Below are 21,866 nucleotides of genomic sequence, written 5' to 3' on the forward strand. Positions count from 1 at the left end.
CACCAAGCGATATTAGAAAAACATTCGCTGCATTACTGAAGTTTTTAAATGACTTGGTTTTGCGCCAAATAGCCAATAAACCAAGCATGACAGTCAATGCGGCAATTTGACCGAGTTCGACACCTAAGTTGAACGAAAGAATTTTAAGCACTAACCCTTCTTCAGATAACGGGAGCATTTGTAGGCGGGTTGAAAGACCAAAGCCATGAATCAAACCAAAAACGAAGACCATCAAAAGCAGATTCGGAGAAGCGATGTTTAAATACTTCTTAAACCCACCCAGATTATCAAAACCTTTGTATATGACGGTCAACGCAATGACTGCATCTATAAGATAGTAATTTGCTTGGATCTGATAAAGCGTTGCAAAAAGCAGCGTGATCGAATGACCAATTGTAAAAGCAGTGACAAACTTAACAATGTCATTAAATCGAGTCAGAAAGAAAACAACCCCAAAAAGAAAGAGTAAATGGTCATAACCGGTGACCATGTGGCTTGCGCCTAACTCAATAAAATCCCAGTTAGTTGCTTCTAAGGCTTTTGCCTTATCTGCTTCGGACATGCCATGCCCGAAAACGACGCTACAGATAAAATAGAAACCAACGGCGATGGGCCATCGGCATTTTTTAAATACGGATAACATTATTTACCTCAATAATAAGTTCTAGCTTACGCTAGTAAAATTTTATGTTTTAAACGAGAGAGGGAAATAATTTTGGCGGTGCTCTAGCCTTAACATTAGAGCGAAAATGGAAGCTGCGATATGCAAAGGACTTGTCAAAATAGAACTGAGTGACGTTTTTCTGTTCATCGCACGAAAAACTAGTGACTAAGACTGCTTGAGGCTCTAGGTCATTGAGCCACTTTACATATTTAACGATCCAGTCTTGGCTTAGCTCGACGACCTGGTTCGTGTGACTATTTTGATCAAAAGCATCAGCATGATGAGACGCAACATTGTGCGAATGTGCTACTTGTGCGTGAGAATGGCCCGCCCCGTCATGATTATGGTTGGATGCCAAATGAATATGCGCCGAAGCAGACTGCATTGTCAGAAATGCAATCGCTAAGAAAAGTTGCCAGATTTTGCTTGTCAAAATAGTGCGCATGAACGAGCCAGATATTTGGGATCAATGGATTATAATGACGGATTCATTTCGATACTATCAATTATTCATGAAGGAATATTTAAAAATAAACGTAGTAAGAGATAATATTCATACCAAAAGAGAGGGTCAGCCTCAAGGAGAAGTCTTCCGTACTATCAGGCACCAAAGGCTTCTAAGGTGTTAATAAATATTGTGCGACAGCCTTTAAGTCGTTCCAGCTCATGTATCCGGTGCTATGCTCTACTACCTCACTCATACTGCCGCCAAACACATCGCCATCATGTTTGATTCCGGTCTGTAAGGCGTAGGCAAGATCATCCTCAGTCCAGCCATTTTCCTTTAGATTAGCCGCCGTGATAGCAGGAACCTTATTGTTGTTAGCATCATAACCACCAGCAAAAGTCTCTTGACTGTTCAAAGCGCCAAAAAGATTCCTTGGTGTATGGCAAGCGCCGCAGTGTGCGGCTACCTCAACCAGGAATTTTCCTCGATTGAGCTGATCGACTGACGCTGAATTCGCCACTGAAGCAGATGGGCTAAAAAACATGGCTCGCCATAGCTTTAAACCTTCACGAAAATTGAATGGAAACATTATAGACTGCTCGGGGTCTGGTTCAGCGACTGGCGGTACGGTTTGAAACGCTACCCATAAATCGGCTACATCTTGATCAGAAAACTTCTCGTAAAACGTGTATGGAAAAGCCGGATAATACGGCTTTCCTTCAGGTGAAATACCTTCTCTTAGTGCTGTCGAAAATTGTTGAAATGTCCACGCCCCAATACCATGTTTCGGGTCTGAAGTTAGGTTTGGCGCACGAAAATCACCGAAAGGCGTGGTTAAAGGTTTTCCTCCTGATAAGAATTTACCGCCGGAGTCGATATCAGTATGGCAAGCAATACATCCTGATATTCGCGCCAAGTAAGCGCCCCGAGCTGTATTTCCATTAATATCTTTTGAACTAAAACTTGGAGACAGGGGCATCCAAAGCCAATATAGAAGCGCCCCCCCTAAAAGCAATAGAAGCAAGCAAAAGCTGTAGTAGCGGCGAGGCATTCCTGTCATTTCTCGATGCGGTATTTTTTATGGCACGAAGCACAGCTCTGCCCAATCATACGAAACAAGCCAGCGCTCGGTTTGGAAGCAAGGTGTTCATCACTCATGTTGTCTAGCCCCCGTTGCGCTCCCATTGCTGCTTGACCTTGGGCACCCATCATTCCCTGGCCTCTCATTTGCTCCCCCATGCGACCATTCATAGGGCCCGATTCTCCCATCATGCTATGGCCGGACATATGATTTGAATTACCCATCATGGTATTCCCCATACCATTTTCTGGTTCCACATTCTGATTGTTGGCAGCTCCATCGTGCAAGGCCTGCCCTAAGCGTTCTAGATTGCGTGCTAAGCGCTGAAAATTCTCCCACTCATTCCATATTTCAGCAGTCGCCTCGCTAGGCATATTTAAACTGCCATCGGGAAAAAGCTTTGTCATATGCTCGCCAGAATGATCTCGGATCAGAAGCGCATTCCTCTTTACAGTTTCAGCGTCGTATTCTTTTTGCCCTCGCATAATCGGTTTTAGCTCTTTCATAGCGCCTTTTAGATTATCCATTAAATCCATACGCTCTTTAATAATACCGGTCGCCCCGCCATGGCCATAAGCGACAGCTGAAATGGAAAAAATAGCCAAAATTATAATCACTGCATTTCTGTTCATGAACTCGTACCTAATCAATTTTCCACCAAGCGTTAGTTGAAGTTTACGCCTATAAATCACTTAATTTAATCTCTCTAGTTAACTACGAAAATGCCTTCAGGTGAAGCAAAACCAAACTAGCGGGTCGTTTCTCACTATAGTAAACATAAGAATTGCATATGTTGAGGTCTATTTATACATAAGGTGTCAGACAGACAATCGTGTGCGTCAGCACGATTATGTTTATACTCTCGAATATATTCTACCGATCATTACCCGGCTTGCTGGCCCTGACCACAGTCCGAAACTTATATAAGGCAAAAACCTAGTATGACCATCGACGCAAAAACGGTCTCGGCAGTACCCACCAATATCATCACTGGCTTCCTCGGTGTCGGAAAAACTTCTGCGATTCTGAACTTACTCAAACAAAAACCCGATAACGAACGATGGGCGGTACTCGTCAATGAATTTGGCGAAATTGGTGTAGACGGCAGTTTGTTTCAAGGCCAGAGCTCTCAAGAACAAGGCGTATTTATTAAAGAGGTGCCAGGCGGCTGTATGTGCTGTGCATCGGGCTTACCGATGCAAATTGCTTTAAACCAGTTACTTTCACGTGCCAAGCCCGACCGCTTGCTGATCGAGCCAACTGGGCTAGGCCACCCAATAGAAGTCTTAGAAGTACTGTCGGCAGAACACTATCAACAAGTACTCTCCCTACAAAAGACCCTCACATTGGTCGATGCACGAAAGCTAAGCGATGAGCGCTACACCCAGCATGATACCTTCAATCAACAGATATTGATTGCTGATATGATCATTGGCAACAAAAGTGACCTTTACCAAGACGGAGATGAAGCACAACTCACCCAATATATTAAGAAAACAATGGATAAAGCCCCTCCTGTTGTACTAACAAGTTATGGAAATATCGACATCGCACTTTTGAATGGGCCGACATCATCAGTGGTAACAGCCAAACATCACCATCATGAATCTGACGCACCTAGATTACTCATGGACTCGCCTATACCGGAAACAGGCTTTTTAAAAGCAACAAATAAGGGAGAGGGCTACGAAAGTATCGGCTGGCGCTTTTCGCCAGATAAGACCTTTAGCCATGCTGCACTTTTCAACTTCTTGAGTGGAGTCAATGCTGAACGAATGAAAGCCGTGTTTATCACTGACGAGGGAGTATTCGGCTATAACCTAACAACAGATGCCTTAACCGAGGTAGCACTGGATGAATGCCTGGAAAGCCGGATTGAAATTATTGGCAAGGGCTTATCTGCTGATATCGAAACTGAACTGATGGCTTGCATGTCAGAGCTCAACTAGTCTTTTCGAAAACGCTCTTTTAGATAATTTAAAGTACTTTGATCCCTTAAGGTCGCATCGGCGTGATTCGATTCATTAGCCAAGCTATTCGCTATCAGAGGATTTTCCTAAGTGCTTGCTAACCACAAAAGCCAGATAGCCAACAAGGGGTCTTGGAAAGTCATGCGCCATCCCTTCTATCTCGCGGAATTCAGCACCTTCAATCAGTTCAGCATTTTTTCTTCCGAACTTGATAGGAATGAGCCGATCTTCGGCACCATGAATAATCAAAGTGGGGACATTGACTCGCTGTGTAATCTTTTTGGTTTTCTTAGTCGCTACAATCGCAGAAAGCTGTCTTTTTGTACCGTACTTTTCAGCATCGCGCGCCAGAGCTTTCCGGAGTCGAGATTCTAACTCTTCTTGCTTTGGCGGGTGAGTCCTGCTGCTAATCAAACGGACGGTTTCCATTTTCAGGTCTAGCTGTTCTTCTTCGGCAGCCTGGCTCGACTTAAGCAAATGAAGCCCCAGCTTCATATTCCAAGGCATCACTAAACCACGACTATCTGCCGTAGACATGATCGAGGTTAAGCTAATAATACGATCATGATAAATACCAGCAATGATTTGAGCGATCATGCCACCCATTGAAGCTCCGACAATATGGGCCTGTTTACACTTTAGGTGGTCAAGCAGACAGACCGCGTCGTGGGCCATATGATATAGATCGTAGGGTGCGTCTATCTTCAAGCCAAACCAGTTTGCCAATACCTGTTTCAACACACGAGGAGCTGCATAGTGATCAAACTTGGTAGAAAGGCCAATATCTCGATTATCAAATCGGATAACGTAATAACCTTCTTCAGCAAGCAGATGACAGAACCGGTCAGGCCAAACAATCATCTGGGCACCTAAACCCATAATCAGAAGTACGGCAGGCCTTTTAGGGTTTCCGAAGGTCTCGTATTCAATACTTACATCGTTACATACAGCTTTAGGCATGGTGACAGCACGGAGGAAAAAACAATAACAATGGGTTTAAGTTTAGATGCCGATCGGAGATACGATGTGAAGGTTTTGTGTCAGTTCGGGCAATACAATTCGGTGGCAATGACCAGTTTGCCTTAGCGAGTTTCACTTGATATTTGTTCATATTGGGAATATATTCCCAATATGAACAAAGAAACGTTAAGCTACAAAAACACCTTAAGCCAATGTGTCATCTTTATGATGAAACCTTTGGTGCGCATACTCCTGAGGTCAGGAGTCGGTTTCTCTGACTTTGCCGAATGGGTAAAACATGCCTATGTGGCCGTTGCAGAAGAAGAGTTCACTGTCGATGGAAAGCCCCAGAGCACCTCTAGAATTTCGATTTTAAGCGGACTTCATCGAAAAGAGGTTGCACGAATTCGTAAAGAACTTGATGAAAGCAAGATTCCCACCACAACCACACCTGCCAACCGGGCAGAGAGAGTCATTAACGCATGGCTTAGGGAGCCGGCTTATAGCCGCGATCAAAACGCACCGCTAGACCTCCCTTTTAGCTCGAGTAACGCTGACACACCAAGTTTTGAGTCTTTAGTCAAAGAATATAGTGGCGATATTCATACAACGACCTTACTTGAAGAACTTACCCGTTTAGGTGCAGTGGAGAAACTTGAAAATGAACACCTACGGCTAAACCAATCCGGCTATATCCCGATACCCGAAAGCCTTGATCAGATTGAAGTCGCCGCACAATCAGCACACGATTTAATATCCACACTAAGCAACAATTTAAATCCAGATTCAGACGAACCTCGCTTCCAACGATCTGTTGCTTACTTGCACCTATCAAGTGACTCTATTCAAGAATTTAAACAATACAGCAAAAAAGAAAATGAAAAATTGTTGCTCAAGCTGAATAAGTGGCTTGCACAGCACGACATGCCATTAGCCGAACAAAAACACGCTTCCAATCAGTACAGAGCGGGAGTTGGAATTTATTATTTCGAAGAGCTCAACAATAAATCGAGCCAAGTTTAAAGGACCAACTGCAATGGACATTCAACATAAACTTAAGCCAAGTTTGTTTCTTCTCACCTTGAGCTTACTGTCATCTGTTTTCGTTGGCTGTAGTGAGTCCGAGAATGATGGCGGAATTACCGGAACGGGCGGCCCTCTGGAAAGCTACTTAAAGCACGGAATTGCTTCGAATAACCAGAACCCTAGCTATTGCGATATTTGCCTCGATGCCCCCGTACTCGAAAGCGATGGAAGTGCAGATGCCTCTTCTGACGAGTCAAGCGATAGCTACTCCCGAACTAATACTCAAGAAACAGGAGTCGATGAACTCGACTGGCTTAAGACCGACGGAAACCTGATATACAGCTACAATGGAGGTTCCGACATCAATATATTTGAATTATCGGAACAGACAGGTAAACACGAAGCGCTCAATACCATTACCCTCTCTACTTCACGTCATTACTTACAGGGCTTGTATCTGGAAGAAACACTCGAAAACAAAAAACTTATTTCAATCGCTAACGAATACGCTCAAGTCTATAGCGACTACTTCTGGCACTGGAGTGATAGCCGTATCAGTATTGATATGTATGACGTGGAAACACCTGAATCCACCATAGACAAAACCACATCTATACAGATAGAGGGTCAGTATGTCAGCAGCCGAAAAATCGGCTCAAAGCTCTATATCATTAGCCAATACAGTGCCTACCTCGACGACTATGTAATCTATCCCTATGAAGAAGATGATATTAGCCGTAACGAGTCATTAATCAGCAAGGCCACATTAGAAGACCTACTCCCAAGCGTCACCTTAAATGGCCAAACAAAGATTTTACTAGGTGAAAATGATTGCCATATTCCTAACGAGCCAGAAGATTCAACACAACCTACCCTGGCTATCGTTACTAAAATCGACCTTGGCGCTTCACATGATATGGCGCTTTCAGATATAAAATCCAGCTGCATCGCCGCCCCCATTGCCACAATCTACGCATCATTGAACGCCGTGTATATGGTAGAAAATGAATACAGTTACGAAAACGCAAATGATTCATCTTATAGCAGTACGGTCTACAAGCTAGACTATTCGGACAATGGTCTAGAGTTTGCTGGAAGCGTAGCCCTAAGCGGCCAAGTAGGCTGGAATGAACAGTTCAGACTTAGCGAGTATCAGGATCATCTGCGAGTCGTGACCACTGACCATTCCAGCACAGAGAGAAATATACATCGGCTACATACCATCAATATTGATGATACAGAGCTGAACCTGAATGCAACAATCCCTAATGAATCGGCTCCGGAAGCTATCGGAAAACCAGGAGAGTCAATCTACAGTGTTCGATTTGACGGTGACAAAGCTTATATCGTGACCTTTAGACAAATCGACCCATTTTATGTACTTGACCTATCTAATCACGACTCTCCTCGCGTCGCAGGTGAATTAGAACTGCCCGGCTTTTCAAACTACCTTCACCCCTTCGGCGATACACTTGTCTTTGGCCTAGGCCGCGGCTCGGAAGGTGGCGTCGCAACAAATAATATCAAACTCGCACTGTTTGACGTGAGCGATATGAGCAACCCGCTATTAGTGAATGAAGTACTGCTTGAAGGCGACACATCATATTCTCCTGCCGAATACACTCATACGGCCTTAAGTATCTTACCCGGCAACGATGAACACTCATGGCGTCTAGGTTTTTCAGCGAGCATATTAGAGGACTGGCAGTGGCAAAAAGACGCCTACTATCTTTTTGAGGTCAGAGATACTGAACACCCTGAGGGTGCTAGTCTAAATCAAGCCGGAAGCATAGTCGGTAGCGAACTCGGCACCGGGCAGTCAGGTAGTTATTACTATTCATCCTACGACCGAGGGGTTCTCACTGGCACTCACGTTCACTACTCTCATAGAGGATACTTGATCACAGAATTGTGGGATGACCTGGCTAACCCCGCTGACTGAATGAAACCCTTTTTTAAGCTTGTCGAAGCGTCAAGCTTACTTAGATGTAGGTGCAAACATTACATTTTCGACGCTACGTTTTGCCGGTTGATAAGTGTTCACTTTATGCTCGGCAGGGTAACCGATCGAAAGACCGCATAGCAGTTTATAGTCTTCTTCTATATCGAAATGCTTTTTGATCGGACTTGCCCAAGTGGCAATAGCGGCTTGAGGACAGGACCCCAACCCTTCTTCTACGGCAGCGAGCATGAGTGATTGCATAAAGATACCGGCGTCCAAAGCACTATAAAGACCAAGTTTGTCATTGATAAATATAAAAATTGCAGTGGGCGCACCAAAAAACTCAAAATTCTTTTGCATTTGCGCCTCACGTGCCTCGTAGTCACTTCTTTCAATGCCCAGTGTTTCGTATAGCCCCATGCCACAATCAAACTTGCGTTTCTTAAGCTCATCAGGGTAACTGACGTCGGGGTTATAATCGCCGTCGGGCAAAACACCACTTGTTAACCCCTGCCAAATTTTGCTTGGTAACGGAAGGCGCTTAATCCGGCTAGCTTTGGCGAACTTGCTAGATAATTCGTCAGCTATCTTATTTTTTGTGCTACCGCTAGCAATTGCAATTCGATAAGGTTGAGAGTTACCTCCACTGGGTGATAGCAATGCTTTGCTGATAACGCGCTCCAAGACATCATCCGGAATACTTACAGGTGTGAATTGACGAATGCTACGGCGCGTCTTCAAGGCTTCAGAAAGTTTCATAATTCGTCCTCATGTACCAATATTTCGAAGGTGTGTATGCAAGTATAAGCACGGGCTATTGGTTTATATATAACCTATAATGAAAGATACTATTGCGTTATCTGCAACTTCTCCCAGAAATGCACGTTAATGACACGCAGAAGAAGCTCGTCGTAAATGACGTATTATCGGTTTATCAGGCGGTCAAGGCAGGTATGGGAATCTCTATGCTCCCCAGTTATCTTATCGAAGAGGACATTAAAGCCGGGAGACTCGTCGAACTGTTCTCAGGACAAAAGAATACCCCCATGAAGTTTTTTTACTGTTCCCCTCAACTGAGTTTATGCCTTTAAAGTTACGCGTTTTTATAGATTTTATGTTAGATCAATTTGTCGATGCGTCTTAATACTCAAGGTGAGTGTCAGCTTGGCCAGATTCGATTAAAAGGTTGACGCCGCAATGTCGAATACCGGTTCGAGAAAAAAGCTTCGAATTCCAAACTACTCAAAACAGCAAGATGAGCAAATCAGCCGAGTTTGACCTCATTCACTTATCAACAGTCACCATGAGATATCGCTGCCAAAATACCTTTCATTGCCACATCTCTAACCCTGTCTATACTGAATACAAAAAGAACAAGCCATTCCTTCAATCAAACGGCCTTCAATATGTTTCGCGATGCAACAATACGTCTAAAAGTAATATCTGGATTTGCCCTATCCACACTCGTTATCCTTTTGGTTGGACTGATCGGTTTTAATGGTATTAGTAAGCTATCAGATAACCTATCATTTATCGTGGGTCCAGCATGGGACAGCGCTGATGGAGCGATGGAGGCAGAAATTGGTCTGGAAGCTCAAATGCTTGCAGTAGAGAAAATCTTTCAAGGTTATCATTACGATAAAGGGCTAGAGTCAATCAAGGAAGCCCAACAAAGCACCGATGAAGCGATAGATCAGCTCCGCGATGCAGGGCTCATGGACGCCACTCAAATCGAAAATTTTTCCTTAAACAAAAGTCAGTATAAAAAGCTGCTCGAAGAAGTGCTAAAAGAGTATAAAGACTTTGCCTTCTTAAAATATCAATATGATGAAAATGCAGAAAAATTCGTCAAACTAAGTAGCGAAATAGAAGCAATCGGAGATTCAACGGTCGAACAACTAGAAAAGTCCCCCTCTCAATTAGTCACATGGGATACTGGCCTAAATAATATGTGGTTGGCTGCCGATGGCGCAATGGAGTCTAGTATCGGCTTACTCTCTGGTCTCTACCATATGGCTCGTTTTATCGCAAAGAGCGAAGAGCATAGTGCCGCACAATACAATCTGAACGAAGCGCTCGCATTCCAAAAAGAAGCAGCAAAGGAAATGTTCAGTACTGGTGCATTCAAATTAAATGCAGGAAGCAAATGGCAAAACCTTAGTTATGAAGAGGCCTACACAAAACACTTAGACAAACATGAAGAACTAACAAAAAAGCTGTTTGCAGCAACTCACGCATATCAAACAACTCATATCAAATACATCACAATTGCTGACCAACTCCTGGTGCAGTTGGGTAAATTTGAAGAAAGCGGAGATCGAGTAGTTGAAAATGAAGTCGATGTCATTAATCAAATTCAACAGGCGACACTAAGCGTTATGACGATGACTGCAATTGGCGGCGTCGTGGTTGTGATTATCTTCTCTTTACTTCTACTGCGCTCAATCCTCAGCCCCTTAAACGAAATTAGCACGCGAATTGAAGACATAGCACAAGGAGAAGGAGACCTCACACTGCGTCTCAACATGGAGTCAAAGGATGAACTCGGCACCCTAGGAAATCACTTTGACAGCTTCCTTGATAACATCCATAACATTATTAGCCAGGTATCTAGTCGTTCTGTAACAATGTCGGCAGAGATCACGGAAATGGACAACGTTGCTCAACGAACAAATGAGAGTGTAGACGAACAAAGACGTCAAACAGACCTAATCGCTACAGCCATCAATCAGATGTCCTCAAGTGGTCGAGAAATTGCTCAAAATACCGAAAATGCGGCGAGAAGTGCGACCGAAGCGAAAATTGTCAGTGAAGAAGCCGAACAAATTGTCACCGAAGCAATCTCGACTATCGGCAGTTTATCAGCTGAAATTGAGGATGCCACAGGCGTCATCTCAACACTTGAAGATGAGGTCAATCAAATTGTAAACGTCCTCAACGTGATCGTTGGAATCGCGGAACAAACAAACCTCCTTGCTCTCAATGCCGCAATCGAAGCTGCGCGAGCAGGTGAGCACGGTAGAGGATTTGCTGTTGTTGCTGATGAAGTTAGAGGCTTGGCAGGACGCACTCAACAAAGCACAGAAGAAATACAAGAAATGATTGATCGACTCAAAAGTGGATCACAGAGAGCCGTCGAAGTCATGACACGAAGTAATGAACAAAGTCAAAGTACCGTTCGTCAAAGTGAACAAGTACAACGATCACTTAACCAAATTGCTTCTTCGATTTCAGTTATAAATGAGATTAACCAACTAGTAGCAAGCGCTTCAGAAGAACAGTCATGCGTGTGTGAAGAAATGGAGAAGAATGTTCAAACGGTTGTTGAAGTCGCCACCACGACCAGCGAGGGCATGGAACAAACTTCTGCAAGCTGCCAACAAGCAAACCAACTAAATCAGGATTTGTCCGACTTAGTTAACCGCTTTAAGGTCTGAGCAAGCTTATTCAATTGCTCAATAAAAAGGAAACTGATAGTCACTGCTGTATCATATTTTTTTAATCGTTCTATGTATACGAATCGATTAACTAGGTCTATATAGGAAACGCAAAGACACAGCAGAGATTAGGTTTACTACTCACCTAAGTCGAGACAAGTAGATCTCATAAATTTCAGAGGGACTATAAACCAAACCGCTTACATTGGTTAAAATTAGATCCCTCCGTCGCTTTTTGACTACTGCATGCTTTGTATTTGTACGCCGTGTAGATATCGACCCGATTCGATCTGGGTTGTTCGTACAACCGTCGCCTTGCTAACCAAGTCGGGCACTATTCCCATCTCTGAGCGGATACAGGCCTCAATACATTCACCTGCGTTAATCGCCCTATCAAGTTCAACTTGCATGCCATTTACACTAAGATCGAGGCAAGTGCCCTCAATATAGTTTCCAGTATCCAGTTTTACCTGGATAGGCGTGTCTAGCTTCATACGGATATGGTCACGTTTCTCATCATAATTTCTAACATTGATCATAGATAATTCCTCAACAACTGGATGCAGGACTGCTCAAGGCCTAAAAGTCAGACTCTTGAACCAACACTAAATATTAATCAAAGGTCGTACCGTAAAAACAGATACTTCTTACCATCAACACCTTGCGGCACACTTCTAGAATTTGAATAAAGCAAGGCACTAATAATTGGTCAAAAAAACGGCAATGATCATCCGAGTGGGAATTGGCGTCTGAGTAAAGTGCCTCTCCCCCTTTATTTCTCTTCTCATTGACATTACTGGTAATGACATTAGGATACTTAGCCTGAAACGTATCACCATCCTAAAAGAGTATTATCACACATGAAAAAATTCTGGCTCATGCTACCTGTGCTGTTTGCACTAGCTTTAAACGCCACGCACGTCGATGCCAAAAAGTTCGGCGGCGGAAAGTCGTTTGGAAAGCTATTTCAAACCAAGCCTTCTCCTGCTAAAAAAGCTGCGCCAAATAATTCAGGAGCTGCAAAACAGAAAGCGCCGGCCAAGGGCGGTATGGCGAAAGGTTTAATGGGTGGCCTTCTCGCTGGTGGCTTAATTGCAGCTTTAATGGGTGGAGCATTTGAAGGCATTCAAATCATGGATATAATTCTGCTCGCTTTGGTGGCCTTTATTCTGATTCGCTTATTTAAAGGTATGATGCAAGCTAAAGCAGCCTCCATGGAGCCTCAACCAGCTTATTCTACAAATCAATTCAGACAAGAGAGCCAAACAGACGCCCAACCAAGCAAGTTCTTGGCGGGTCAGTTTCCTCAGTCATCTTCCGGCAATCAGCCAACAGCTAACCAGAACAACGATGCTACCTTTAATGAAGAGCAAACTTCAGGGTTTGGTTCGTATAATGATGTACCTTATAACCTGCCTGCAGACTTTGATATCAACAATTTTTTGGCCGGCGCTCGTGAGCATTACCGTACCATCCAGCTAGCCTGGAATGAGAATGATCTAAGTAAAATTGAGGAGTACGTTAGCTCAGAGTTGTTTTCCCATTTAAAAGAAGAACGTGCAGCGCTTGAAGGTGAACAGCACACGAATGTGCTGTTTATTGATGCCCAGATCGTCAGAGCTGACCAATCAGCAGGCTTGGCAGAGCTAAGCATTCAGTTTAGTGGGCGCTATAGTGATGAAACCGAAGGAGTTGAAGAGGATATTACAGATCTTTGGCACTTAACCAGAGACACCCGCGATAACAATGCGCCTTGGTTAATCGTAGGAATCGAAAACTAAGCTATAGTTTCTAACAACTTCCTGACCATAAAAGCAGCTTACATACAACTGCCATAGGATCTTTATGTTTAGAATTTTAGTGCTGATCGTATTTTTAATTTCATGCCTGGTGGCGTTTATAAAGGCTGATAAATGGCCACGATGGAAACAACTTACAGTTATTTTCATCCCGACGATTATGCTATTCTGCTTTGCTTTAGTGCTTGAAACTTTAAACTGACCCTTTGGTTTTTCATTAAATATAATACGCTTATAAAGGTAGAAAGTGAGCCTGTTTTTATACTGCAGCGAGAAAGGCTTAACGTGGTTGCGAGAAGGGAAGCTACCTTTCTTAGAAGCCTCATCATTGATGGACCCATTCGTTAGCAATGAAGCCCTTAATCATCAGCCTGATGGGTCAATCGCTGTTTCAGATGAAGAGTTCAGAGTTGAATTGAAAGCTCAATTCGCGGCGCTACCAGAGTCTTTATCAAGCCTGATGAGCTTTGAGTATTTTGAAGAACAATCCCAAAGCAAACGAGCCAGTATTGAAGCACAAATAAGACAACGTTCTGTACCGCAAGTGAGTACAGTGTCGGCTAAACAACAGAAAAATCTAACACTGCTATGCTTATCTGAAAGAGCAGATAACTCGCTACTCTGGCAGTATCAAGCGGCTAATCACCGAGGTATGGTCATCGAACTAGACCAAACTCATGAGTTTTTTACCGCCCCTCAATACCGAGATGCCCCTCAAATGTTTCAGCCAGTGAAGTATAGTGCAGAGCGTCCGTTAAAGCTGAAAGACTCACATCCTTTCATTTCACTATTTCACCGTAGTGAACACTTTTCTCATGAGCAAGAGTGGCGCTTATTACGGCCGGCATCAGTGAGTGACAAGCTCATAAACGTCGATGAACTCAGTATTCACCTTCATAAAATCCCCAATACGGTGATCAAGTCCGTCACCTGCGGGGCAAATATGACAGCGGAACTAAAAAAAGCGCTCGTTAACCTCTTGAGCACTGACTTACGCTACCGACATGCTGAGCTTATGGAGTGCCGGCTGGACCCCGGCCAATATATACTCCATCGCACAGCCATTGATTGAGATAAAGTCAACTTGAACTAAGCGACCTTAACTTGCTCAGCTGCTTCCTGGTTAGCCATATACTCTTCGTAAGTGCCTTGAAAATCTATCAAGCCCTGGTCTTTAATTTCGATGACGCGTGTTGCCAGTGATGAGACAAACTCTCGGTCGTGGCTAACAAAAATCAAAGTGCCATCAAAGTTTTTAAGCGCTTCGTTCAGAGCTTCAATGGCTTCCATATCCATGTGGTTGGTCGGCTCATCCATAATCAGAATATTTAGGTCCTGCATCATTAACTTGCCAAACAACAAGCGGTTTTTCTCACCACCTGAGCAGACTTTGGCTTTCTTGTTAACGTCATCTTCGGTAAAGAGCATTCGACCTAACATACCGCGAACCATTAAATCGTTATGCTTTGCAGTACGCCACTGAGACATCCAGTCAAAGAGGTTTAGGTCACTGTCGAAATCTTTCGTGCTGTCCTGCGGGCAGTAGCCTAATACGGCATTTTCAGCCCACTTTACTTCACCCGTATTGGCTTGAATCTCATTCATCAAACAACGTAAGAAAGTTGACTTCCCCACCCCGTTCTCACCAATCACCGCAAGCTTTGCGCCCGCTTCTAGAATCAGGTCACCACCCGAGAAGAGTGTCTCACCGTCAAAGCCATGACCTAAGTCTTCCAGCACCAAGGCTTGGCGATGCAATTTCTTATCTTGCTTGAAACTAATGGAAGGTGTTAAACGGCTAGACGATTTGACTTCATCTAGCGTTATCTTATCTAGCTTTTTAGCACGAGAGCTGGCTTGTTTAGCTTTCGACGCATTGGCTGAAAAGCGGTTAACAAAGGCTTGAAGCTCATCAATTTCGGCACTCTTTTTAGCATTCTCGGCAAATAGTTGCTCACGTATTAGTGTTGAGGCTGCCGTAAAGGCTTCATAGTTGCCCGGGTAAATACGTAACTCGCCATAATCGATATCCGCCATATGCGTGCACACAGAATTCAAGAAATGGCGATCGTGCGAGATGATAATCATCGTACATTTTCGCTCATTCAAAACCGTACCGAGCCACTCAATGGTATGAATGTCCAGGTTGTTGGTCGGTTCGTCCAAAAGCAAAATATCAGGGTTCGCGAACAAAGCCTGAGCTAATAACACTCTTAACTTCCAACCTGGTGCAACTTGTGCCATCAAACCAAAGTGGAATTCTTCAGCAATACCCGCTGATAGTAATATTTCCCCGGCTCGACTCTCCGCACTGTAGCCGTCCATCTCCGCAAATTGCGTTTCCAATTCAGCGACCTTCATGCCATCTTCTTCAGACATTTCAGGTAGGCTGTAGATACGATCACGCTCTTGTTTCACTTTCCACAGCTCAACATCACCCATGATCACTGCATCGACAACGCTGTACTCTTCGAAGGCAAACTGATCCTGGCTTAGTACACCGACCTTTTCACCTGGTGTTATAGAAACGTTACCGGACGTTGGTGTTAACTCACCACTCAGGATTTTCATAAAGGTTGATTTACCGCAACCATTAGCCCCGATTAAACCATAGCGATTACCGTTACCAAATTTAGCTGAAATGTTCTCGAACAAAGGTTCAGCACCAAACTGCATGGTGATATTAGCGGTAGAAATCAAGAGAGCGTCCTAGGTATTTGAAGGTGAGAGGCTCAGCTTGAATGTCTTTCAATCGGTTTTAGCAAAGAGTGACAGAAGCTTAAGCACAAAGGGGCGCGAACTATAAAGACTTGGGGCTAGAAAGTCGAGACAAATTGACTATAAAACATACAAGACTGTCGAAGTAAGCCTGGCCGTTACTCCTGTTCTGCATCCACACCATAATGTCTACGCATAAGGTAGGCATAAGCTGTAGTAAATGCGGCTTCTTGCATCACTTTCAGGCCTGTTTCTTCAAAAGGTACCGGGATAGGGTTTTTCTTAACAGCTGCTTTGATATCAACTGGGGTTATCAAGCGAACATCGACTCCATCAATCAGTTCAATTGCAGCCTCCATTTTGAAACCAATCGCACCACCGGCAAACTTACCTTTTGTCGGTCTCTCTCGAATAATTACGGTATCTATTTGATAGTCTGTCATCAGTTTGGCAAACGTAGCCTGAAAGTACTTTAGACTATGGCTCTTCTCTAGCGTCACTTTTCTTACGCGACAGTCAGGGATATCGAATATCTCATCATCCATGGACAAGAGACAAATAATCGCATCACTACCCTTTAATTCAACACCACATACTTTCATAACTAAATCTCAATATTAGGAATGGCTGCATTGTAGGTAAATCTGCACGCTAATGAAATGATCAATAGCTGTTGGCGTATAGATTTCATGACAGATCAAGTAAAGCCCGGAATTAAACAGCCTAGCGGTGTCATATATCAAGTTCAAGATAAAGCCGCTACACTGCACGCCATTTTCCCACTATCAATAATCGAGATATCCATGAGCTTTCAAACCCTAGGTCTTTCCCCTCAATTATTGACTCATCTGCTTGAGCTCGGCTACCTTGACGCAACGCCTATCCAACAAGCAGCTATTCCTGAAGTTCTCGCCGGCCACGATGTGATGGCTGGGGCACAAACCGGTACGGGCAAAACCGCAGCCTTTGCCCTTCCCATTATTCAAAAACTTATTGATGCTCAAAACACCCTTAAGCCAATTAATGACAACATTGAAGAAAGCTCCTGCCAGTCACCCAAAGCCTTAGTATTAACACCTACACGAGAATTAGCACTACAAGTATTCAATAGCATAAATACTTACAGCCACAACACAAATATTCAGTCAGCTATCGCCTATGGCGGCGTTAGCTTGAACCCACAAATACAAGCTATCAAAAAGGGGGTGAGTATTGTGGTGGCTACACCTGGACGTTTACTCGACTTGCTCATGAAGGAGTGTATCGACTTAAATCACATTGAGTTCCTAGTATTTGATGAAGCAGACCGTATGCTAGACATGGGTTTCATTAATGATATAAATCGTATTTTGAGGGGCATGCCTAAACAGCGGCAAACCCTGCTATTCTCTGCAACCTTCGATCAGGCTATTTTCGATCTGAGCAAAAAATTATTAAAAGACCCCAAGCTCATTGAAGTCGATGCTCGCAATACCGCCGCTAAGAAAGTTGAACAAATGGTCTACACCGTCGACAAGGATCGCAAGCGCGAATTAACGTCTTACTTAATTGGCTCTAAAAATTGGCAGCAGGTACTCATCTTTACACGCACCAAGCAAGCCGCTGACGAGCTCTCCAAAGAAATGATCAAGGATGGGCTCAAGACGGCAGCTATTCATGGTGACAAGTCTCAAGGCGCTCGTGAGCGTGCACTGGAAGACTTCAAGCAAAACAAACTACGCGCCTTAGTTGCAACGGATGTCGCTGCTCGAGGGCTGGATATTGACCAGCTCAAGTATGTCATCAATTACGAACTACCTTACGTTGCGGAGGATTATATTCATCGCATAGGGCGCACCGGCAGAGCTGGCCAAGAAGGCCTGGCAATATCGTTGTTAAGCTTAGGTGAAGAGTATTTACTAGAAGAAATTGAAGCCGTGCTTGATGAACGTTTGCCGCAACAGTGGTTACCCGGCTATGAACCTGATTTAACAAAAGAAGTTAAAACATCGAAAAAGAATTCCCGCACCGCTCAGAAGAAACGTCGAAAAGATAGAGCGTACGGTAAGAAACGAAAGTAAGAGGAAAAAGGAGCTGTGTCAAAACCTAGCGTTGAGATAAACCGCTAGTCGCTTTGATGTTCTAACACAGCTTATTAGGAAAGGCCTTGCCTAAATAAGATAAGTAACTGGTAGTTATTTAACCGTGACCACTGGTCACAAGTCAAGTTAGAAGTGCTAAAAAGAGGCCAAATGGGGAGAAAAGGTTTATCCCATCTGTGGGATGATATAAAAAACGCGTACCAACTTATCCCCTACACAGGAAACAGTTCAATACGCGTCTTTTTCGCAATGCGATATTACATCGCAATGATCAAGGCTTAGACTTTCTGCAACCAGCCAAACTTATCTTCTGCCTTACCCCATTGAATATCATTTAGTGCCTGGCGAAGTTTTAAGGTGGTTTCACCTGCCTCACCAGAACCTACTGTAATTTCTTCATCATTATGAATTAAGGTGCCAACAGGCGTTAATACTGCGGCAGTACCAGAAAGCGCGGCTTCGGTACCTGGCTTTTGTGCGCGTTCAATCAATTCACTTACCGTGAAATCACGTTCGCTCACGGTCATTCCCATATCGCGGGCAATCGTTAATATTGAGTCACGAGTAATGCCGTGTAAGAAAGAACTATCCAAGGCCTTAGTTATGATCTCGTTTCCATCAATCAGAATGAAGTTTGCTGCACCGGTTTCCTGTACATCACCATTCGGGCAGAAAAGCACTTGATCAGCATTGTTAGTGTTGCGTGCACGAGCAATTGGGCCTAATGCACTGGCATAGTTACCACCACTCTTAATCATTCCCATATGAGGAGCACAACGCATACCGTCTTCTTCTAGCAATAGCCTTAAGGGCTTAACGCCACCAGAAAAGTAATCACCTACGGGTGATAACAAAACATATAGAAGCGACGTCGCAGAAGAGACCGCGGCTTTTCCAATGCTTGGTTCCGTGCCGATATGAGTCGGACGAATATACATAGAACCTGGCGCTTCAGGTACGTCTTCTACATAAAGTCCGACGATTTCTTTAATCATATCGCCTAATTGTTCTTTGTTAATTTCGGGTAGGAATAATAAATCTGTACTCTGGGCCATACGCTGAACATTGGCATCCATACGAAAAATATTAATGCTGCCATCTTTATGCTTAAATGCTTTCAAGCCTTCAAAGCATGTACTGGAATAATGCAAGACATGGGCACCCGGGTGTAATTCCAGTTTATCGGATGAAATGATACTTGAAGAGGTCCAAGAATTGTTTTCGTAGCTTGCCAGTGCCATTTTAGGCATGAAAACGGTTCCAAATGCGGCCATTACTATTCCTAAGTCTGTAAATGGAAGCCTTGAAATAAGCTTCCGGAATCAATTTTGCTCGGTGTGAATTGCTTATCGCAGCGATATTTTTCAGCAGACTGCACTCAATTCATAAAATTCTGCCTAGTATAAACTACCTAGATCGCCAATCAATGACGATATATCAATAAAGTTGCAAGTATGGCCATTCAAAAAAGCTCTACCCACCCAACAAGATGAGTATGCCCTAAGCTGGAGGCCACACACCCAGGAATCCAAGCTAAATGTCAAAGTCATGGTAGAATGTCGGCATAAACATTACACTGCCCACAGTTTAAACTCTCTAGCGCAAACGGCGCTCACCCAAGCAGGACTTCCGATGAAAAAAACTTATCAATTAGCTCACCCAAAAATCAAAGTGCCTCGCGTTGTCGACTCAGTAAAACATGACATCAGAAAGTTTCTCAAAAAGGAACGTAAGAAGCCTCTACCTTCTGGCACTAAATATTGGGGTTTTGATTGTAAGTTTGGTCAATCAGAAGAAGCGGCTGTGGAAATTCAGCTGCCCTCTTTGATGAGCCATATCGATGAACTGGTTGCGAATAACATTATGACTATCTACGTGGAAATCACTGCTAAAGCCGTTTCACCTGATGGCAATTCGATTCAACAGGAATATTAGACAGTAAACCCTAAGGCAGCGTGACTCAAAGGTAAAAAGAAATGATGAACACCAAGATATATAAAGCCGTCCACGGGCTTGCAGAAAAGCTAATGGCAGCAGCGAAAAAAGATGACCAAGAAACCTTTGATTCGCTCTACTCTGAACTCAAGGCGATCTGTCTAGATAATGAAGATACAGATAAGGATCACCCTGTTCAATGGGAAACATTAGCTGACTTTTCAGAAGACTTAAGCGATGCGATAGCCATTTATGAAAAGGCCCTAAAGAAGTCTGTCGATATTAATTCAAAAGACCATATGTCTTCAGTGGCATACTCAATGGCGACCTTGCAGGTCGAGCTCGGCCAGACTGAGGAAGCAATCAAAAACCTGCAAAACGCTAAAGTTAGCGCCAATAAAATTGAAGATGACTCACTTAAACGAGAGATCAACGAATTACTTGATTCCTTAGCAAGCCCGATGGAATAAGCATAACCGGGCACACTTTATTCGCCCTTAAGATAGTTTCAATAAGTACTTTTGTGGCGACACCCAGAACTCTACTGTTCTGGCAAAGCCCCTAAGTCATCAAACCATCATCCTTTTGTCACCAAACTGTCACTTCAAACATGAATAGTTTGTACATAAATTGTACAAATCCAAGTATGTATTGATATGACAAAAATCAAGGTGAGCATTGTTACTGAAACCTACTACCCTGAAGTAAATGGCGTTGCCAATACCTTGAAGTACTGGGTTGAAGGACTTCAAAATAAGGGTATCTACACTCAAATCATCAGACCCAAGCAGAATCCTGATGATGCCTCAGTGGAAAGTGATCAATGCGAGACCTATACAGTTGCCGGACTTCCTATACCGAGATACAAGGAGCTCAAGTTTGGCCTACCTTGTAAAAGGAAGCTAGTAAGTCTATGGAAGAAATCTCCACCTTCTGCCATTTATGTCGCGACCGAAGGCCCCCTTGGTCTTTCAGCTGTTCGTGCAGCTAAGAAACTGAATATTCCTATACTTAGCGGCTTCCATACTAATTTCCAGTCCTACAGTAAGTACTACGGCCTAGGGTTTCTCGAACCTTTAATATTTGGCTTCCTGAGGTATTTTCACAACCAGACACGTGGAACGATCGTGCCTACGAAAAAACAGCAGGAATGGCTAAGTCGAAAAGGGTTTGAAAATGTCAGTGTGCTCAGTCGCGGAATCGATTCTTCGCGGTTTACACCAAGTAAACGCTGTTCTCGCCTTCGTGAAAGATGGCATGTGACAGATGGGCAAGTCGTTTGCCTCTATGTCGGCCGAGTTGCAGGAGAAAAAAATATTGCCTTGGCTATCAAGGCCTATGAGAACGTCACCGCCACTCATCCGGACTGTGTTTTCGTCGTCGTTGGTGATGGCCCCTTAAGAAAAACCTTGGAAAGTGAACACCCTGGCATCCGTTTCGTTGGAATGAAAACGGGTGAAGAGCTAGCCAAGTATTATGCCTCAGCAGACCTTTTTCTATTTCCAAGCAAAACCGACACCTTTGGTAATGTTGTGACTGAAGCAATGGCAAGCAGGCTGGGTATCGTTGCATTTAATGACGCCGCTGCGAAGGAACACTTAAGCCATGGCAATTCGGCATATATCGCAAATTTAGACAATGACGAAGCCTTCATTCAATTGACTCTGGAAGCAATCGAAAGCTCTTCCGAGCTGGAAAAAATTCGTGAAAATGCCTATCAATTGGCACAAACAATTACCTGGAACAATATCGTCAATCAGTTCGTCAAAAAGTTACTCGAAAAGCCACCCTTAAGGCTAGGAGAT

Annotated in this window: 21 protein-coding genes; 11 read left to right on the forward strand and 10 right to left on the reverse strand. The window is 43.7% G+C overall.

What is annotated here, in order from left to right; all coding sequences use genetic code 11:
- The 4 genes from A3756_RS08225 to A3756_RS08245 form a co-directional block, all read right to left on the reverse strand.
- Window positions 1–562: HupE/UreJ family protein (locus A3756_RS08225; protein WP_231875511.1), on the reverse strand; the 562-nt coding region annotated here is incomplete at its 3' end.
- A 130-nt stretch (window positions 563–692) separates the two neighbouring features.
- Window positions 693–1,109: a hypothetical protein gene (locus A3756_RS08230; RefSeq protein WP_068513906.1), complete on the reverse strand. Its 417-nt coding sequence runs from the start codon at window positions 1,107–1,109 to the stop codon at window positions 693–695.
- A 172-nt stretch (window positions 1,110–1,281) separates the two neighbouring features.
- Window positions 1,282–2,172, reverse strand: coding sequence for a cytochrome c (locus A3756_RS08240; protein ID WP_231875512.1), 891 nt, complete (start codon window positions 2,170–2,172; stop codon window positions 1,282–1,284).
- Window positions 2,169–2,825 carry a cytochrome c gene (locus A3756_RS08245; protein WP_068553310.1) on the reverse strand — a complete coding sequence of 219 codons (657 nt, stop codon included), beginning with the start codon at window positions 2,823–2,825 and terminating at the stop codon, window positions 2,169–2,171. The genes A3756_RS08240 and A3756_RS08245 overlap by 4 nt, the downstream gene beginning before the upstream one ends.
- A gap of 309 nt (window positions 2,826–3,134) precedes the next feature.
- Here A3756_RS08245 and A3756_RS08250 point away from each other — a divergent pair, with 309 nt between their 5' ends.
- On the forward strand, window positions 3,135–4,142 hold the full coding sequence (locus tag A3756_RS08250; RefSeq protein ID WP_068553312.1) for a GTP-binding protein: 1,008 nt from the start codon (window positions 3,135–3,137) through the stop codon (window positions 4,140–4,142).
- An 84-nt stretch (window positions 4,143–4,226) separates the two neighbouring features.
- Here A3756_RS08250 and A3756_RS08255 read toward each other — a convergent pair whose 3' ends face one another.
- Window positions 4,227–5,123, reverse strand: coding sequence for an alpha/beta fold hydrolase (locus A3756_RS08255; protein ID WP_068509440.1), 897 nt, complete (start codon window positions 5,121–5,123; stop codon window positions 4,227–4,229).
- Window positions 5,124–5,294: 171 nt separating this feature from the next.
- Between A3756_RS08255 and A3756_RS08260 the strand changes: the two genes are divergently transcribed.
- Both A3756_RS08260 and A3756_RS08265 read left to right on the forward strand, forming a co-directional pair.
- A complete protein-coding gene (locus A3756_RS08260; protein WP_068509442.1) occupies window positions 5,295–6,146 on the forward strand; it encodes a DUF6502 family protein in 852 nt (283 codons plus the stop codon).
- 13 nt (window positions 6,147–6,159) lie between these two features.
- A complete protein-coding gene (locus A3756_RS08265; protein ID WP_068509444.1) occupies window positions 6,160–8,091 on the forward strand; it encodes a beta-propeller domain-containing protein in 1,932 nt (643 codons plus the stop codon).
- A 36-nt stretch (window positions 8,092–8,127) separates the two neighbouring features.
- Here the strand turns inward: A3756_RS08265 and A3756_RS08270 are convergent, their stop codons facing one another.
- Window positions 8,128–8,850 carry a nitroreductase gene (locus A3756_RS08270; RefSeq protein ID WP_068509447.1) on the reverse strand — a complete coding sequence of 241 codons (723 nt, stop codon included), beginning with the start codon at window positions 8,848–8,850 and terminating at the stop codon, window positions 8,128–8,130.
- 119 nt (window positions 8,851–8,969) lie between these two features.
- On the opposite strand from A3756_RS08270, the gene A3756_RS29200 reads away from it, so the two are divergent.
- Window positions 8,970–9,182 (forward strand): LysR substrate-binding domain-containing protein, encoded by a 213-nt coding sequence (locus A3756_RS29200; protein WP_068509449.1) that lies wholly within the window; start codon window positions 8,970–8,972, stop codon window positions 9,180–9,182.
- A 315-nt stretch (window positions 9,183–9,497) separates the two neighbouring features.
- Window positions 9,498–11,528, forward strand: coding sequence for a methyl-accepting chemotaxis protein (locus tag A3756_RS08280; protein ID WP_068553314.1), 2,031 nt, complete (start codon window positions 9,498–9,500; stop codon window positions 11,526–11,528).
- 239 nt (window positions 11,529–11,767) lie between these two features.
- Here the strand turns inward: A3756_RS08280 and A3756_RS08285 are convergent, their stop codons facing one another.
- Window positions 11,768–12,067 (reverse strand): PilZ domain-containing protein, encoded by a 300-nt coding sequence (locus A3756_RS08285; RefSeq protein WP_068509454.1) that lies wholly within the window; start codon window positions 12,065–12,067, stop codon window positions 11,768–11,770.
- Window positions 12,068–12,388: 321 nt separating this feature from the next.
- On the opposite strand from A3756_RS08285, the gene A3756_RS08290 reads away from it, so the two are divergent.
- Both A3756_RS08290 and A3756_RS08295 read left to right on the forward strand, forming a co-directional pair.
- Window positions 12,389–13,309 (forward strand): Tim44 domain-containing protein, encoded by a 921-nt coding sequence (locus tag A3756_RS08290; RefSeq protein WP_068509456.1) that lies wholly within the window; start codon window positions 12,389–12,391, stop codon window positions 13,307–13,309.
- A gap of 265 nt (window positions 13,310–13,574) precedes the next feature.
- Window positions 13,575–14,399 (forward strand): DUF2971 domain-containing protein, encoded by an 825-nt coding sequence (locus A3756_RS08295; protein WP_068509459.1) that lies wholly within the window; start codon window positions 13,575–13,577, stop codon window positions 14,397–14,399.
- A gap of 17 nt (window positions 14,400–14,416) precedes the next feature.
- Here A3756_RS08295 and A3756_RS08300 read toward each other — a convergent pair whose 3' ends face one another.
- Together A3756_RS08300 and A3756_RS08305 are read right to left on the reverse strand one after the other, a co-directional pair.
- On the reverse strand, window positions 14,417–16,027 hold the full coding sequence (locus A3756_RS08300; protein WP_082865154.1) for an ABC-F family ATPase: 1,611 nt from the start codon (window positions 16,025–16,027) through the stop codon (window positions 14,417–14,419).
- A gap of 176 nt (window positions 16,028–16,203) precedes the next feature.
- The gene (locus tag A3756_RS08305; protein WP_068509463.1) at window positions 16,204–16,647 is read right to left on the reverse strand and encodes a DUF3010 family protein; all 444 of its coding nucleotides are present in this window, start codon (window positions 16,645–16,647) and stop codon (window positions 16,204–16,206) included.
- A gap of 201 nt (window positions 16,648–16,848) precedes the next feature.
- Here A3756_RS08305 and A3756_RS08310 point away from each other — a divergent pair, with 201 nt between their 5' ends.
- Window positions 16,849–18,105 (forward strand): DEAD/DEAH box helicase, encoded by a 1,257-nt coding sequence (locus A3756_RS08310; protein WP_068509505.1) that lies wholly within the window; start codon window positions 16,849–16,851, stop codon window positions 18,103–18,105.
- A 299-nt stretch (window positions 18,106–18,404) separates the two neighbouring features.
- Here the strand turns inward: A3756_RS08310 and A3756_RS08315 are convergent, their stop codons facing one another.
- Complete coding sequence (locus A3756_RS08315; RefSeq protein WP_068509465.1) at window positions 18,405–19,400, reverse strand: branched-chain amino acid aminotransferase; 996 nt, start codon at window positions 19,398–19,400, stop codon at window positions 18,405–18,407.
- A gap of 358 nt (window positions 19,401–19,758) precedes the next feature.
- Here A3756_RS08315 and A3756_RS08320 point away from each other — a divergent pair, with 358 nt between their 5' ends.
- From A3756_RS08320 to A3756_RS08330, 3 genes are all read left to right on the forward strand, one after another.
- Window positions 19,759–20,061 (forward strand): DUF6172 family protein, encoded by a 303-nt coding sequence (locus A3756_RS08320; protein ID WP_068509467.1) that lies wholly within the window; start codon window positions 19,759–19,761, stop codon window positions 20,059–20,061.
- A gap of 41 nt (window positions 20,062–20,102) precedes the next feature.
- A complete protein-coding gene (locus A3756_RS08325; RefSeq protein ID WP_068509469.1) occupies window positions 20,103–20,531 on the forward strand; it encodes a tetratricopeptide repeat protein in 429 nt (142 codons plus the stop codon).
- A gap of 186 nt (window positions 20,532–20,717) precedes the next feature.
- Window positions 20,718–21,866 (forward strand): glycosyltransferase family 1 protein (locus A3756_RS08330; RefSeq protein ID WP_068553316.1); only part of this gene is annotated, 1,149 nt, incomplete at its 3' end.

The sequence above is a fragment of the Oleiphilus sp. HI0086 genome (genome assembly GCF_001635225.1).